The sequence below is a fragment of the Vibrio sp. 1078-1 genome (genome assembly GCF_033340475.1).
In genome coordinates this window covers 76,242-89,840 of record NZ_JAWOWM010000001.1, presented here as the reverse complement: position 1 = coordinate 89,840, position 13,599 = coordinate 76,242, and the positions used below count along the sequence as shown (strand labels likewise).

Below are 13,599 nucleotides of genomic sequence, written 5' to 3'. Positions count from 1 at the left end.
ATCCATGAAAACGAGCAAGGAAATCACATGAAATCGCACCAGCCTAACCTTAACAAAAGCACCAGTTTGTTGATTGCTGCGTCGTTGTGTGTGGGCGCAGCAGCCCCAGTTTTTGCCAATGATGAGCTGAGTTTTGAGTGGGATTGGGCTGTCAGTTACGAAACTGCCAAGCAGCGTGACAGCGCATTTATGCAAGCGCAGGGCAGTTCTCGTGATTCACTTAATGCACTGTTGGATGTGCAGGTGAACTATCAAAACTTCAGTGGCTTGTTTGCTCTGTACAGCCAAGGTTTGTACCTCAATCAACAAGGAAAGAGTGATTGGTGGAGTGAAGCTGATAACCAACTGCTGATTCGAGAACTTGCTTGGCTAGGGGAGTGGCAAGTCGGTGAAACCACACTTGATGTGAGCTTAGGTAAGTTGCGCGTTGATTGGGGCGTGGGTTATGGCTACCGACCTTTGGATCTGTTTAAGCCTTATCGACAAAATCCTGTTGGCTTAGTAGCAGAAGAAGGTGCGGGTGTGTTTTCACTCTCACACTACGATATGGCAGGCGAGTGGACGGTGATTGCAACGGATTCAAGCTGGGGGCAACAAGACCAGAGTGCACTTGATCAAGCCGCAGAGCAGCAAGGTGTTGGTATTCGTCGTTATGCGCTGGTGAGTGACACCGAGTATCAACTTATTGGTTATTACGATGATGTGCGCCGAGGTTTGCTTGGCGCCAGTGCCATTGCTGTGTGGGATGAATCCATCGCCATGCACGGTTCCATGCTGTGGCAAAAGCAAAGTGTCGGCTACCAGTTTCAGCAAGATGACCTTTACCAACCCGTTTCAGTTGAGGAGCAGGGCAGCGTATTCCAAGCCTTAATTGGGTTGAATTGGGCAAACCAAGCCGGACACAACGTGATTGCTGAATATTGGTACGACAGCCGTGCATGGTCGAAAGGCGAATGGCAACAAGCAATAGAGCGTGGCGAATTACTCTCTCAGATCCCCGACCATAATGTATCTCTACTTGCGACAAGCTACGCCCAAGGGTTTCAGCATGCCAATATCGTTCAGCATAACGTAATGTTGCACTGGAGTTGGGATTTGGAAGCATGGGCTGCATGGAACGGCAAAGCGGATATGGGCTGGCTAAGTGATGTAACCCCCACGTTGGATGTGATGCTGTCGCCACAAGATGGTGGTGTGATTGTCACGCAGTGGCTTAACTACCAATGGATTGATACTGGCGATCAAAGTGTAGAAGTGGAAGTTGCCGCACGCTTTTTAACCGGAGACGACCAATCTGCTTACGCACAAATCAATGATAAGCATATGATTGTATTTAACATCAAAGGGAAATTCTAAATGTGTTCAGCAAAATCAGTGGTGAAAAGTGGATGGCCGCGTAGCTTATTAGTGACCACGGCATTTTGTCTCTTTATCGCAGCAATGACGCTCTCGGTTTGGGGCGGTCTATTTTACATTCATGTAGCGGTTAGCTTTGGATTTGGCTATTCGGCTATCTTCTTCTCATGGTTGATTGACCGTTTGTTTCCAACCATCCCGCGTATGATAGAAGTGGTGTGTTCGCTTGTTGCCTGTTTATTGTTTGGGGTGATTAATGCGCAATTTTGGCTCGGAGAGTATTTTGGTATCTCCGATATGATCCCTGTTGGCTTAATGGGATTACTGTTTAGCGGTATGTGTTATTTCTATTTTTACTCGCGTGAGAAAGAGGCGGTTGCTCAACGAGAGTTGGAAGCCATCAAGCGCGAGAAAGCAGAGCAAGATCGTGCGCTGTTGCTGAGTCAGCTTAAGCAGATGCAAAGCCAGATTGAACCGCATTTCTTATTCAATACCTTGGCAAATATCAGTGCGCTCATGTCGCAAGATGTCGATAAAGCCAAGCTAATGCTAGAACAGTTAACCGCGCTGCTGCGTGCGACGCTCAAAAGCTCACGCGAAGAACACACCACCATAGACAATGAAACGGCGTTACTTGAGGCTTACTTAGGCATCCAACAAACTCGTTTGGGTGATCGACTCAGTTACAAGATTGAGGTGGAAGAAGGGCTAGGCAGAACCGAATTACCGCCGATGATGCTCCAACCTTTAATCGAAAACGCCATCATCCATGGTATTGAGCCGAAGCGAGAAGGCGGCGAAATCAGTTTGCTCATCAAGCGTGAACGACAGAACTTGAAGATTGAAGTCAGAGACACGGGTGTTGGCTTGAATCATGTTAGTGGGCACATGGGCTCTGGCGTCGGTTTAAGTAACCTCAAGCAGCGAGTTGAAGCTTTGTTCGCAGGGCAAGGAGAGGTTTCTATCAGTGAGTCTGCTCAGGGTGGTGTTTGTGTTCGCCTGAGTTGGCCAATGGAATCGTAATCAAGGAAGAAAGGAATGAATACAGGGTTTACTGCCATTATTGCTGATGATGAACCGCTATTGAGGCATCATCTTGATAAAAGCCTAGCTGAAGTGTGGCCAGAGCTAGAGGTGATAGCCAAAGTCGCCGATGGTGAACAAGCGTTGCAAGCCATTGAGCAAAGCCAACCTGATATTGCGTTTCTCGATATTCGTATGCCAGTTTTGGATGGCATGACATTGGCGCAAAAACTCAATCAACTCGCCAATCCACCTTTGATTGTGTTTGTTACTGCGTACGATGATTACGCCATCAAAGCCTTTGAACAAAATGCCGCCGATTATTTGCTTAAGCCTATCTCGGATGAGCGCCTCCTGACGACGTGTGAAAGAGTGAAAGCACGCCTTGCTAAGCGAGAGCAACAAAGCAGTAATGTGCAGATGAGCAGCCTGTTAGAACAGTTGCAGCAATTATCCGCGCCACAAACGCCGCAATATCTTCAGTGGATCAAAGCGACGCAAGGGGAAGATATTCATCTGATTGCTACGTCTGATGTATTGTATTTCAAAGCGGAAGAAAAATACGTTTCTGTGTATGCCCAACAAGGACAAGGCAAAGTGCAGGAGTATTTGATTCGCACCTCGTTGAAAGAGTTGATAGGGCAGCTTAACCCAGAACAGTTCTGGCAAGTACACCGTTCAAGCGTTGTGCAAGTGTGCAAAATTAGCAAAGTAAACAAAGACTTTGCTGGAAGAATGTTTGTTCACGTTGGAGAAACTAAGCTCGCTGTGAGCCGTGCATCTCAAAGTTTGTTCAAAGGGATGTAATCGCTAGAACTGCTCACTCTTTACACTGTAAACTCGCTGCTCTTAAGCCACATTATCAAGGAAGATAAATGAGTTATCGCGTAACCCTGTTAAATGCGACGGGAGAACTGTCTCCAATTTCTGAGTATTTGCATCAGAAACTTGATGATCTGAGCTCACAACTTTCTAGTTACTTTGATTTAAGCAACATTGACCTCACCATTAGCCCATTTGATCGCAATGACGTACCGCAGACGGGGATTGGTGGCTATTGCTTAAGCGCCTATCGTGTGGAGATTCTTCTTAATACCCAACGTGCAGATATTAAAAACGTTATTGAGAAAGAACTAGCTGCGGTGTTAGCGCATGAGTTGCATCACCTGTTCCGTATGCGAGCGGGAGAAAGTGGCGTTGCACTTGGTGATGTACTAATTATGGAAGGGTTAGCTTGTCACTTCGAACGTAAGGTGAATGGCGGCGTCACTCCGAGCTTGTTTGAGCAAATCAAAGATCAAGATTGGCGCCCTTTCTACGCTGAGATGAAAGGCAAGTTGACCAGCTTAGATTACAACTTCGACGCTTACTTTCTTGGCAGCGATGAAAGCCGCTGGCCGAAATACATGGGATATTGGGTTGGGTACAACCTTGTTGCTGAATATCTGGCTGATTTTCAAGGCTCTGAACTGGATTTGGTTGGAGCCAAAGCTGAGCTTTTCTATCAATAACTTCGTTATAAGCCCAACTAATCGGCTGAGTCATAAAAACAAAAAGCGCCTAAGTCATCAGACGTTAGGCGCTTTCTTCGTTTTATAGCGACGATTTCTCTGCAGAGGCGAATGGGTTTATTCGCTGATCGTCACTTTCTCGATAATGATTGGATCGCATGGCACATCATCGTGACCAAGCTTAGAGGTCGTTTTTACTTTCGCGATGCGATTTACGACATCCATACCCGCGGTCACTTTACCAAACACGGCATAGCCCCAGCCTAGGTTGGTGGTTGCGGTGTGGTCTAGGAAATCATTGTCTTCCAAGTTAATGAAGAACTGTGCCGTTGCAGAGTGCGGAGCATCGGTTCGTGCCATTGCGATAGTGCCAACAAGGTTCTTTAGACCACGGTTTGCTTCGTTCGCGATTGGTCCGCGTGTTGGCTTTTCTGCCATGTCTTCGGTATGACCGCCACCTTGAATCATAAAGCCGTCGATAACGCGGTGGAAAATGGTGCCGTTGTAGAAGCCATCTTCACAGTATTTTTTGAAGTTCTTTGAGCTAACTGGCGCTCGTTCTAGGTTCAGTTCAATCTCGATGTCACCGAAATTGGTGGTCATAATAATCATCTTGTTTGCCCTTGTGGGTGCTAAGTTGGCGGCATTATAGCTAAGTCGCATTATGATAGCAGAAATAAAAACAGCGACGTTTTGGCGTCGCTGTTTGCATGTTGAGTGTTTGAGGAAAGCTCTAGACCGTAAAGCGACCGACCAAGTCGTACAGCTCGTTAGCTTTGTGGTTGAGGTTGCCACTGCCTGCGCGGTTTTGATTCGCAAGGTGCGCCGATTGGCTGCTTTGTTGAGAGATGACTTCGATGCGTTGTGAAATCTCTTGCCCAACTTGGCTTTGCTCTTCGGTTGCCGTTGCGATCAAGGTGTTCATGTCCATGATGTTAGCAATTGCGGCTTGGATTTCTTGCAGTGCGGCAGAGGCTGCTCGTGCTTCTTCAACCGTTGCTTCACCGCGCGCTTGGCTCGAACCCATGGCTTTCACTGCCGCATCCGAGCCAGACTTCAACTGCTCAATCATTTGGTGAATTTCGCCTGTGCTGTCTTGAGTGCGACTCGCCAGTTTACGAACCTCATCGGCAACGACTGCGAAGCCGCGACCTTGTTCGCCTGCACGGGCTGCTTCAATGGCTGCGTTCAGTGCCAATAGGTTGGTTTGCTCGGCGATATCCTGAATCACTTCTAGAGAAGAAGAAATGTTTTTTACGTCGCTCTCTAAACGAGAAATCACCGTGCTGGCTTCCGACACCTCTAGCGCGAGCGCTTCGACAGAGTTCGCTGCTGAATCAACAATGTGTTTTGCTTGTTGTGAGTTTTCATCGGCGTCTCTGGCTGATTGCGCTGCTTGGTTAGCGTTGTTTGAAATCTCGTGCGCCGTTGCTGTCATCTCGGTCATTGCCGCTGCGACTTGTTCGGTCTCTTCACGTTGACCAGAAGCTAATTCATCCACTTGCGATGCACGCTGTGACATCTCGTTGGTCTCTGAAACCACTTCTTGTCCTACGTGGCTAACGCTCTTAATGATGCCTTGCAGGCTTTCAACGAAGATATTGAAGTTACGGCTAAGTTGGGTGAACTCCGGCACGCTCGATTCTTCCATGCGCGCGGTTAAATCTGCATCGCCTTGCGCGAAAGAGTGAATTGAAGCATCAAACTGCTCAATAGGTTTCATGATGCTGCGGTTAACAAACACGGCAAAGACTGCAACTATCGCTGTAATCGAGGCACAAAACAGGGCTATCGCAGTTAGTGTGGTGTTGAGATCTTCGTGTGCTGCTTTTTCCATGTCTGCCACAATGGCGTCGATATCGTCAGTGTAGAAGCCCGTACCCAACATCAAGTCCCATTCAGGAATAAAGACTGAGTAGCTGAGTTTCGGTAGTGCTTCACTCTGACCGAGTTTCGGGAAGTAATAAGTCGTGAACTCACCAGTTTTGGCATTTTTTAGCAAATCCTGAATCAGGTAATTGCCTTTCTTGTCCTGCAAGTTATAGAAGTTTTCCCCGATGCCTTTGGTGTTTTTACCCACCACGACGCGAACGCCTTTTGAATCATAACCAAAGATGTAGCCGGATTGACCAAACTCTAGTTGTTTCAAGATAGGCAGAGCCTCTTCCAGTGGGGCATTTTGTGCGAGTAGCGGTTCGACAGCGGAACGCGCCATTTGTACGTAACTTTTGAGTTCGGCTTTTTTCATCTCCATCATTCGACTTCGAGTTTGCTCAATCTCGTGCTCGTTGTAGGCCGTGGTTTGTACGTAGGTGAACCACATCATGCCTATTGCCATAGTTAGAATTGGAATTATTGAAAGGATATATAGTCGTTTTCTGATCGTCAGATTCATAGAGACGTCCTTCTCTCGGCGCAGCGTTACAAGTGACAAGCTGAATAAGCTTGCCTGATAAAAGTGTTAATACTTATTGTTGTAATGCTTAGAGATTAACCGAGTTAATCAATCAGAAGTACTGGAAATTTGTAAATCTAGACGAAGGTCGTAGCATTTTTAAGCGGGATCACAATTAACGTGAACACGACCCACTATTGCAACGAGAAGTCCCTGTTAACCAATATGAGACGCGATACCTATTCTTTGCGAATTTGAGGTAAAGCCAGTCAGCAACAGGTTTAACGAGGCGCCAACGCAGCGGTGCGTAGAGCCAACCGCGACCAACTAATTGCCACGCACGATGAGTCACGTCCAACCCAAGCAGAAGCTCCCCCTTTTCGTTGAGGGCGTGCAAAATGGTGTTGGCTTGCTCCGGATCGATCTGCGGATAATCTGCGAATGCATCACTATAGATATCGACGGTTTTGATGTGCTGCTTGGCATCGCGTTGTTTTAGCGCCTTCATCTCTTTGGCACAAAGCGGGCAGGTTCCGTCATAAAATATGATGAGTTTTGTCATTGCGGTTTTCTTGTTTGAGATTTTCTAATCGCTTTTACGTGGCGAATTTTCTTTTGGTTCATTGTTTTGCAAGTAATGCAGCCAATTGTCGCGAATGTTGCCGTAATTGAATTGGCAGAACTCTTTGCGATCACGCAGGTAGTCTTTTTCTACTTCATCGAGTAAGGCTTTGTATTGCTCAGGATCACTACCGTACACCAGACATAACGTTGAAAAGTAACGCTGCAAATCAAAGCTGTGTTCGTCAATGTACTCGCCAAAATCGTAGTAGTCCGGTCTGTCGTCGGATTCGAATGCGAACATGTCGGCGGCGCTAATGGCCATATCTGCGCCATCTTCTAGGAAGTCAATCATTAAAATAGTGGCAAAATTATCGACCGCATCTTCTTCTTTTCCGAGAACAGGGATGCTTTGATCTTCGATGTAAGCATGTCCAGCTTCATGAAGTAAAGTGTGCAATAACGTATCTAGCGCCCCTGTTTTTGGGGATTTTCCGAAGCGTTCTTCATACTGATTATTGGAGAAGTAATTGAGCGACTCCAAATAAAAAGTGTAAGGAACGTATATTGTGTGTGTATCAGGATCATACATTGGACCATCTTCTCCGCCGTAAACCAGCGTGAGAGCTTTATCAAATGGAAAGTAGGCCTGAGACAGCTCAACAAAGATGGTGTTTACATCGCTGCTTTGAATCGATTGTTGGGCGATTTTTTCATGAGTTGTCTCTACGGGAGAATATTGAATACGAATGTTTTCAGCTGCTGTAGCTGATGAGACGATGCTGAGTAATAGCGCAGCGCAAAGCGAATGAATGTTCATGTGGGACTCTTGTTATTGAATAACTTGTATAAAAAATTATACATGTTTTTGTCTGATGCATAGTTGGGGTTGTACTCATTAGCCAAAGTCGGGACGTCGGTCTCGAAAAGCAATCATGATAACATCGCATATTTCGGCTGCTTGGTTCTCTAGGGCGTTTATCAAGACCTCTTGGATAAGAACGGCGGTGAAGTTATTGGCTATGCATCGTTTTCTAAGAAGCTTACTGAGTAACTGTGCTTCGATCTTTATCTGTGAAAATGATAATAGGCAGTTAATCATTGCAAGGTTTAACCATGGGGTTGGTGAATGTCACTGAATTGAAGAAAATTATCAGCGATATGTTATAATCCTGCTCCGTTGTGACGAAAACGTTTGTTGCAGCCTGAGAGTTTCCTTGGATTCGGCTCGTTTATACACCATGAGCCAGAGTTGAAAAGCTACGACAGGAACAGGCAAACCCAATTGTTTTGAACGCGCTCTCGGCGTTTAACGGTTACAACGGGAAGGAACTTTGTTTGATAGTAATTGACACATTCTGTTTAAGTAAGGGAGCCCGAAGTGGTTCAGAAAGTGTCACCCAGAATTTACTCACAACACAACACCCCAAGCGATAACGCACAGGTATTGCGAGGGGCCATTTGAAGGAGCTGTATCAGCTCCTTTCACATTTAAGGGCTTGCTAACAGCGTAAAAACTGACACATCGCTTAAGGAGCGCCCCTTAAACTAGCCTAAGGCGCATCTACACCAACTTTTTGAGTATTTTCGAAACAATAAAGCGAGAAAATTTGCTATTGAACGAAGGTTAAACTAACACTCATTCATTACGGAGAATGAAGAGAACAATAATAAGAGGCGATATGAATCATTTAATATCTGTAGGTGCACTGGAGTCCTTCTTGGTCGCAATTAGTGTGCTTTTCCTGGGGCATTTTATTAATGCTAAGCTACCGATTTTAAAGAAATTCAACATACCTGAGCCGATTGTAGGTGGTCTTATTGTAGCCTGCATGATTACTGCTCTTCATTTCAACGGCATCGATTTAGAGTTCGACTTGCCATTACAAAATACGTTTATGTTAATGTTTTTTGCGACAGTTGGTTTGGCCGCAAATTACACTCAGTTGATGAAAGGAGGTGCGAAGGTTTTTATCTTCTTAGCTGTCGCATCGTTTTACATCATCATACAAAACGGCGTTGGCGTTTCACTTGCGGCGGCGCTCGGTTTAGATCCTTTGATGGGGTTAATTGCTGGCTCGATTACTCTGTCAGGTGGTCATGGTACAGGTGCTGCGTGGTCACAAACCTTTCAAGACGTGTATGGATTGGATAACGTCTTAGAAATTGCAATGGCATCAGCGACTTTTGGTTTGATCATCGGCGGTATCATTGGTAGCCCTGTAGCGCAGCGTCTGGTGGAAAAGAACAGCATAGAGTCTGAGTATGGTCGTGGTGGTCGAGATGCCAAAACTCACGAGAAATTCCCGGAGTTGGTGACTTACAATGAATACGAAGAAGATAAAGTAACGGCGAAAAAAGTTGTGGAGAAACTCTTCTTCCTACTGATCTGTGTTACTGGGGCCAAGTATGTCGAGCAATGGGTAAGCACGTATGAAATCTCATGGCTGATGATTCCAGACTTCGTATATGCGCTATTCATTGGTGTGATCATTACGAATTTCTTGGAAGTGACCAAGATTCGTAAGTTAGATGCCGAAACGGTCGATATGTTAGGTACGGTATCGCTATCTCTGTTCCTAGCGATGGCTCTGATGAGCTTGAAGTTATGGAATATCTTTGATCTAGCGATTCCATTCTTGGTTATTTTAGCTGTGCAGTCTGTCGTCTTAGCTATCTTTACGTACTATGTTACGTTCAAAGTGATGGGAAGCAACTACGATGCTGCGGTTATTGCAGGGGGGCACTGCGGTTTTGGCTTGGGTGCAACCCCAACAGCCGTAATGAACATGGGTTCAATCGTTAACCGATTTGGCCCGTCGCCACAAGCATTTATGGTGGTGCCAATTGTGGGCGCTTTCTTTATCGACATCGTCAACTTAATTATCTTGCAAGGCTACATTTCATTCCTTGGTTAAAGTTAAGTGGATGAGCTCCTAGAGGCGAAATAAAAACGGTCACAACACTGGTTGTGACCGTTTTTTTATGACTTGGTTTGGTCGTTTATTGAACGAAGCATTATTGGATAGTTCGGCTGAACTTGAGGCTAGCTGTCCAACCAAGAATACCAATGAAGGCGTAAATGCCAACGTTTAACCAACCCGCTTGAGGAATGGCATTGAATGGGTTTGGTGTAATAATGGCGTGCAGCGGAAGGTAAAGCACTTCGGAGAAAAACTGATCTAGCCCGTAGAAACCAAAAAGTGCGATAGGCATCCAACGCAGCGCATAAATGGCGATAAACAAAATGACCAGTGGTGAGTTCACTTTTTGTGAAATAGCCATCGCAGTTAATGCCAGCGGTAACAGCAGAATACCGGCGAAAAACATTCTGATTAAAAACTCTCCCCAATGCAGCAGCACGTAACCTAACGAGACTTGGCGGTACAATAAAGCCAATTGGTGATCAGTAGAGATGTTCAGCAACCACAACATTAAATTTGCAGCGAGTACGAGCACCGAGCAGACGAGCGGAATCACCAATAAGCCAAATCCTAGCTTCACTAAATGGGTTTTTATGTCACTGACAGGCATACTGCGCCAAAACATAATGCTGCCTTCCGCCCGTTCTTTGCGTAGCGTTCTTGGGAAGTACTGAACGGCTAACAAGATAGACAGCAGCCCTGCTCCTCCGGTTATCAACGTATTGACATCATCACCAAGCTCTTTGTGAATGTCACTGACATCGCCACCAAAGCTCATTTGGAAAAACATATTGTGTTGTAGAGTGTCGTTACTCATTAAACTCACAAAGAGAATAACTCCACACGCCAACACAAACAGTGGAATACGTAAAACAAGAGGGTTTTCTAACCACTCTTTTTGCAACATCGCGACAACTGAACGCATTACGCTGCCTCCTTCTGCAATGCTAAAAATAAATCCGCTAACTTCACCCCATGGATGGAGCCCATTGTTTCTGCTTGTTGGGCATACTGGGCTTTGAGTAACCATTTCGTTGAACCGAGGCCTTTTTGTGACGAGAGTGGGTTCATCGCTTCAATTTGTGTGCGGTGCTCGTCGTTGGCTTCAAGAATGAAATAGTCTTCACTGATACTGTCCATCGAGGTTTGCAGAACGGGGCGACCATGCTTAAGAATCAGAACATCTGTCAGCAAGTGCTCAATCTCTGATACTTCATGACTGGCGATGATCAACACGCGCTCGCCGTCGTGAAACCATTCCAATAAGTGACGATAAAACGTCTCGCGATACACGAGATCTAACCCGAGTGTCGGTTCATCCAATATGAGGATTTGGGTGTTGGTCGCGATCACAATCGCGAGGTGTAATTGCACCTTCATCCCTTTGGATAAAGATTTGATACGCGCACGAGGTTTGATGTCCGTTTGACGAAGTAGCGTATCTGCTTGGGCGCGATTGAACCCTGGATGCACGCCCTCGGTATAGTTAAGCAGTTGAGCAACGGTCATCCAATCTGGCAGAACGTTGACATCCGAGATGTAGGATAAGCTCTGCATTATCTTGTCGCGTTGCATAATAGGTTCAAATCCGTTGATACGAATAGTGCCCTGATATTCATGTGCACCGAGTAGGGCATTAATAAGCGTTGATTTACCTGCGCCATTATGGCCGAGTAAGCCAAGTACTTGTCCTGCATGTAGGTCGAAACTCACTTCATGCAGTGCTTCTCCTTGTTGCTGATATTGCTTGGAGACGTTGTTTACACTGACTAATGCGCTCATTGGTCACCTTTCAAGTGTGGTTTTAGTTGTTGAATGAATTCGTCGAGTGACATATCCAGACGCTGTATTGTGTCGGCTATCTGCGGAATTTGTTGCTGAAGAAAACGTGCCTTCTCGTCTGCGAGTAATTTGAGCTTTGCTCCTGAAGCGACAAACATACCTTGACCGCGTTTTTTCTCCACTAGCCCGTCATCAACAAGCAATTGATAGCCTTTCATAACGGTGAGGTGGTTAATTTTCATATCTGCAGAGATGCTACGGACGGAGGGCAGAGCATCGCCTTCTTGCCAGACACCTTGCAGTATTTGCTGTGTGATCTGGTCTGCCAACTGTCGAAATATCGGTTGGCGATCATGCCAATTAGTCATGAGTGAATCTCTTGGTTGAGATGGTGTTATATATATGTATAACACCTAGTGCATTAGAGAGAAAGTAATAATTTAAAACCTAGTGTATCCGCCTGTCTCATTCGCTCTAAATATCCACCTATGTGGTCGTTGTTTTGAGGTTTTGTTTTATATGGAAATTAATTGCTTCTCATAAGTTGAGAAGTGTTGTTTTTCTCTTCCCATCAATACACTTATCGCCTGTTTTAAATGAATATTCTCACTGAATGATAATTAACATAATTTTAGGTCTGCTTATTTCTTACTTGATGAGAATTGATGGTCAAAGAGGCCTAGAAAACAAAAGTTTCGAGAGGCAATCTGACTGGCTTAGGCACCTATCTCACGTTGAGCTCGTGCTCAATGAATGAGAAAGAGTAGAGTAAAGAGGTCTCATGAATCAGGTAATATCTATCGGCCCACAGGAGTCGTTCCTCGTCGCAATTTGCGTGTTGTTTTTAGGGCAGTTCATCAATACCAAGTTACCAACCTTAAAAAAATTTAATATTCCAGAGCCAATTGTTGGTGGTCTAGTGGTCGCTTGCGTAATCACGACGATGCACTTAAATGGTGTGGATGTCTCCTTTGATTTACCACTGCAAAACGTCTTTATGCTGATGTTTTTTGCAACCGTTGGCTTAGCGGCAAATTACACCCAACTGATTAAAGGCGGTGCGAAGGTTTTCATCTTCCTAGTTGTGGCATCGGTCTACATTCTTATCCAAAATGCGGTCGGCGTGTCCTTAGCAACAGCGTTGGGGTTAGATCCACTCATGGGGTTGATCGCCGGATCCATTACGCTTTCTGGCGGACATGGAACTGGAGCTGCGTGGTCGCAAACTTTTCAAGAAATGTATGGTTTGCATAATGTTCTAGAGGTGGCAATGGCTTCTGCTACATTTGGCTTGGTGATGGGCGGGATTATTGGCAGCCCTGTTGCACAAAAGCTACTAAACAAACACAACTTGGAATCGGAATACGGACGCACCAATCAAAGTCATCAGAGTTTCCCTGAACTGGTGACGTACAACGAACATGAGGAAGATCGTGTCACAGCGAAAAGAGTCGTTGAAAGCTTGTCCATCATTCTACTTTGCGTGACAGGCGCGAAGTATCTCGAGAGTTGGGTAAGCAGTTTTGACATCAAGTGGTTAATGATTCCCGATTTTGTTTATGCGCTGTTTATTGGTGTTGTTATCACTAACATCATGGAAGTGACGAAGGCGCGCAAGGCTGATTTAGAAACCGTTGATATTCTTGGCACGGTTGCACTATCTCTATTTCTTGCCATGGCCTTGATGAGTTTGAAATTGTGGAATATTTTCGATCTTGCGATCCCATTCCTTATTATTCTTGCTATTCAGTCGGCAGTGTTGGCGATGTTCACTTACTACGTAACATTCCGCATGATGGGAGGCAACTACGATGCGGCGGTGATCGCTAGCGGACACTGCGGTTTTGGGTTAGGTGCTACACCGACTGCGGTCATGAATATGGGCTCCATCGTGAGTCGATATGGTCCATCACCACAAGCATTTATGGTGGTTCCAATTGTCGGTGCATTCTTCATCGACATTGTGAATTTAGTGATTTTGCAAGGATGCATCGCTTTTATTAAATAACATTCGCTTTTTTACCGAAATAACAAAGCCAGCACCTAT

The 13,599-nt window shown here is 45.5% G+C and carries 13 protein-coding genes; 6 read left to right on the top strand and 7 right to left on the bottom strand.

Annotation, left to right across the window (positions count from 1 at the left end; genetic code table 11):
- The first annotated feature begins 27 nt into the window (after positions 1 to 27).
- The 4 genes from R7190_RS00465 to R7190_RS00450 all read left to right on the top strand — a co-directional run bounded on the left by R7190_RS00465 (position 28) and on the right by R7190_RS00450 (position 3,890).
- Positions 28 to 1,356, top strand: a complete 1,329-nt coding sequence (locus R7190_RS00465) for a hypothetical protein (RefSeq protein WP_186585555.1) — start codon at positions 28 to 30, stop codon at positions 1,354 to 1,356.
- Positions 1,357 to 2,379, top strand: a complete 1,023-nt coding sequence (locus R7190_RS00460) for a sensor histidine kinase (protein ID WP_047102485.1) — start codon at positions 1,357 to 1,359, stop codon at positions 2,377 to 2,379.
- 15 nt (positions 2,380 to 2,394) lie between these two features.
- Positions 2,395 to 3,186 carry a LytR/AlgR family response regulator transcription factor gene (locus R7190_RS00455; protein WP_047102486.1) on the top strand — a complete coding sequence of 264 codons (792 nt, stop codon included), beginning with the start codon at positions 2,395 to 2,397 and terminating at the stop codon, positions 3,184 to 3,186.
- 68 nt (positions 3,187 to 3,254) lie between these two features.
- The gene (locus R7190_RS00450) at positions 3,255 to 3,890 is read left to right on the top strand and encodes a DUF2268 domain-containing putative Zn-dependent protease (RefSeq protein ID WP_186585554.1); all 636 of its coding nucleotides are present in this window, start codon (positions 3,255 to 3,257) and stop codon (positions 3,888 to 3,890) included.
- 117 nt (positions 3,891 to 4,007) lie between these two features.
- Here R7190_RS00450 and R7190_RS00445 read toward each other — a convergent pair whose 3' ends face one another.
- From R7190_RS00445 to R7190_RS00430, 4 genes are all read right to left on the bottom strand, one after another.
- Positions 4,008 to 4,502, bottom strand: a complete 495-nt coding sequence (locus R7190_RS00445; protein WP_041059372.1) for a peptidylprolyl isomerase — start codon at positions 4,500 to 4,502, stop codon at positions 4,008 to 4,010.
- 121 nt (positions 4,503 to 4,623) lie between these two features.
- Positions 4,624 to 6,285 carry a methyl-accepting chemotaxis protein gene (locus R7190_RS00440; protein WP_025768726.1) on the bottom strand — a complete coding sequence of 554 codons (1,662 nt, stop codon included), beginning with the start codon at positions 6,283 to 6,285 and terminating at the stop codon, positions 4,624 to 4,626.
- Between the two features lie 175 nt (positions 6,286 to 6,460).
- Positions 6,461 to 6,847, bottom strand: a complete 387-nt coding sequence (locus tag R7190_RS00435) for a thiol-disulfide oxidoreductase DCC family protein (RefSeq protein ID WP_186585553.1) — start codon at positions 6,845 to 6,847, stop codon at positions 6,461 to 6,463.
- Between the two features lie 24 nt (positions 6,848 to 6,871).
- Positions 6,872 to 7,666 (bottom strand): DUF4344 domain-containing metallopeptidase, encoded by a 795-nt coding sequence (locus R7190_RS00430; protein WP_186585552.1) that lies wholly within the window; start codon positions 7,664 to 7,666, stop codon positions 6,872 to 6,874.
- Positions 7,667 to 8,528: 862 nt separating this feature from the next.
- On the opposite strand from R7190_RS00430, the gene gltS (R7190_RS00425) reads away from it, so the two are divergent.
- The gene (gene gltS / locus R7190_RS00425) at positions 8,529 to 9,764 is read left to right on the top strand and encodes a sodium/glutamate symporter (RefSeq protein WP_005374448.1); all 1,236 of its coding nucleotides are present in this window, start codon (positions 8,529 to 8,531) and stop codon (positions 9,762 to 9,764) included.
- 100 nt (positions 9,765 to 9,864) lie between these two features.
- Here the strand turns inward: gltS (R7190_RS00425) and R7190_RS00420 are convergent, their stop codons facing one another.
- From R7190_RS00420 to R7190_RS00410, 3 genes are read right to left on the bottom strand one after another with little or no spacing between them, the layout of a single operon-like run.
- Positions 9,865 to 10,695 carry a membrane protein gene (locus R7190_RS00420; RefSeq protein ID WP_047102488.1) on the bottom strand — a complete coding sequence of 277 codons (831 nt, stop codon included), beginning with the start codon at positions 10,693 to 10,695 and terminating at the stop codon, positions 9,865 to 9,867.
- Positions 10,695 to 11,552, bottom strand: a complete 858-nt coding sequence (locus R7190_RS00415) for an ABC transporter ATP-binding protein (RefSeq protein WP_005383221.1) — start codon at positions 11,550 to 11,552, stop codon at positions 10,695 to 10,697. The genes R7190_RS00420 and R7190_RS00415 overlap by 1 nt, the downstream gene beginning before the upstream one ends.
- Positions 11,549 to 11,920, bottom strand: a complete 372-nt coding sequence (locus tag R7190_RS00410; protein ID WP_005374444.1) for a GntR family transcriptional regulator — start codon at positions 11,918 to 11,920, stop codon at positions 11,549 to 11,551. Before R7190_RS00410 ends, R7190_RS00415 begins: the two co-directional genes overlap by 4 nt.
- Before the next feature lie 413 nt (positions 11,921 to 12,333).
- Between R7190_RS00410 and gltS (R7190_RS00405) the strand changes: the two genes are divergently transcribed.
- Positions 12,334 to 13,560 (top strand): sodium/glutamate symporter, encoded by a 1,227-nt coding sequence (gene gltS / locus R7190_RS00405; protein WP_017821044.1) that lies wholly within the window; start codon positions 12,334 to 12,336, stop codon positions 13,558 to 13,560.
- The last annotated feature ends 39 nt before the right edge of the window (positions 13,561 to 13,599 follow it).

What these genes read in the sequence shown, in the direction of transcription:
- R7190_RS00445 (WP_041059372.1), bottom strand. Translation starts at nt 4,502, where the DNA reads ATGATTATTATGACCACCAATTTCGGTGACATCGAGATTGAACTGAAC.
- R7190_RS00465 (WP_186585555.1), top strand. Translation starts at nt 28, where the DNA reads ATGAAATCGCACCAGCCTAACCTTAACAAAAGCACCAGTTTGTTGATT.
- R7190_RS00420 (WP_047102488.1), bottom strand. Translation starts at nt 10,695, where the DNA reads ATGCGTTCAGTTGTCGCGATGTTGCAAAAAGAGTGGTTAGAAAACCCT.
- R7190_RS00460 (WP_047102485.1), top strand. Translation starts at nt 1,357, where the DNA reads ATGTGTTCAGCAAAATCAGTGGTGAAAAGTGGATGGCCGCGTAGCTTA.
- R7190_RS00450 (WP_186585554.1), top strand. Translation starts at nt 3,255, where the DNA reads ATGAGTTATCGCGTAACCCTGTTAAATGCGACGGGAGAACTGTCTCCA.
- R7190_RS00440 (WP_025768726.1), bottom strand. Translation starts at nt 6,285, where the DNA reads ATGAATCTGACGATCAGAAAACGACTATATATCCTTTCAATAATTCCA.
- R7190_RS00415 (WP_005383221.1), bottom strand. Translation starts at nt 11,552, where the DNA reads ATGAGCGCATTAGTCAGTGTAAACAACGTCTCCAAGCAATATCAGCAA.
- R7190_RS00455 (WP_047102486.1), top strand. Translation starts at nt 2,395, where the DNA reads ATGAATACAGGGTTTACTGCCATTATTGCTGATGATGAACCGCTATTG.
- gltS (WP_005374448.1), top strand. Translation starts at nt 8,529, where the DNA reads ATGAATCATTTAATATCTGTAGGTGCACTGGAGTCCTTCTTGGTCGCA.
- R7190_RS00435 (WP_186585553.1), bottom strand. Translation starts at nt 6,847, where the DNA reads ATGACAAAACTCATCATATTTTATGACGGAACCTGCCCGCTTTGTGCC.
- R7190_RS00430 (WP_186585552.1), bottom strand. Translation starts at nt 7,666, where the DNA reads ATGAACATTCATTCGCTTTGCGCTGCGCTATTACTCAGCATCGTCTCA.
- R7190_RS00410 (WP_005374444.1), bottom strand. Translation starts at nt 11,920, where the DNA reads ATGACTAATTGGCATGATCGCCAACCGATATTTCGACAGTTGGCAGAC.
- gltS (WP_017821044.1), top strand. Translation starts at nt 12,334, where the DNA reads ATGAATCAGGTAATATCTATCGGCCCACAGGAGTCGTTCCTCGTCGCA.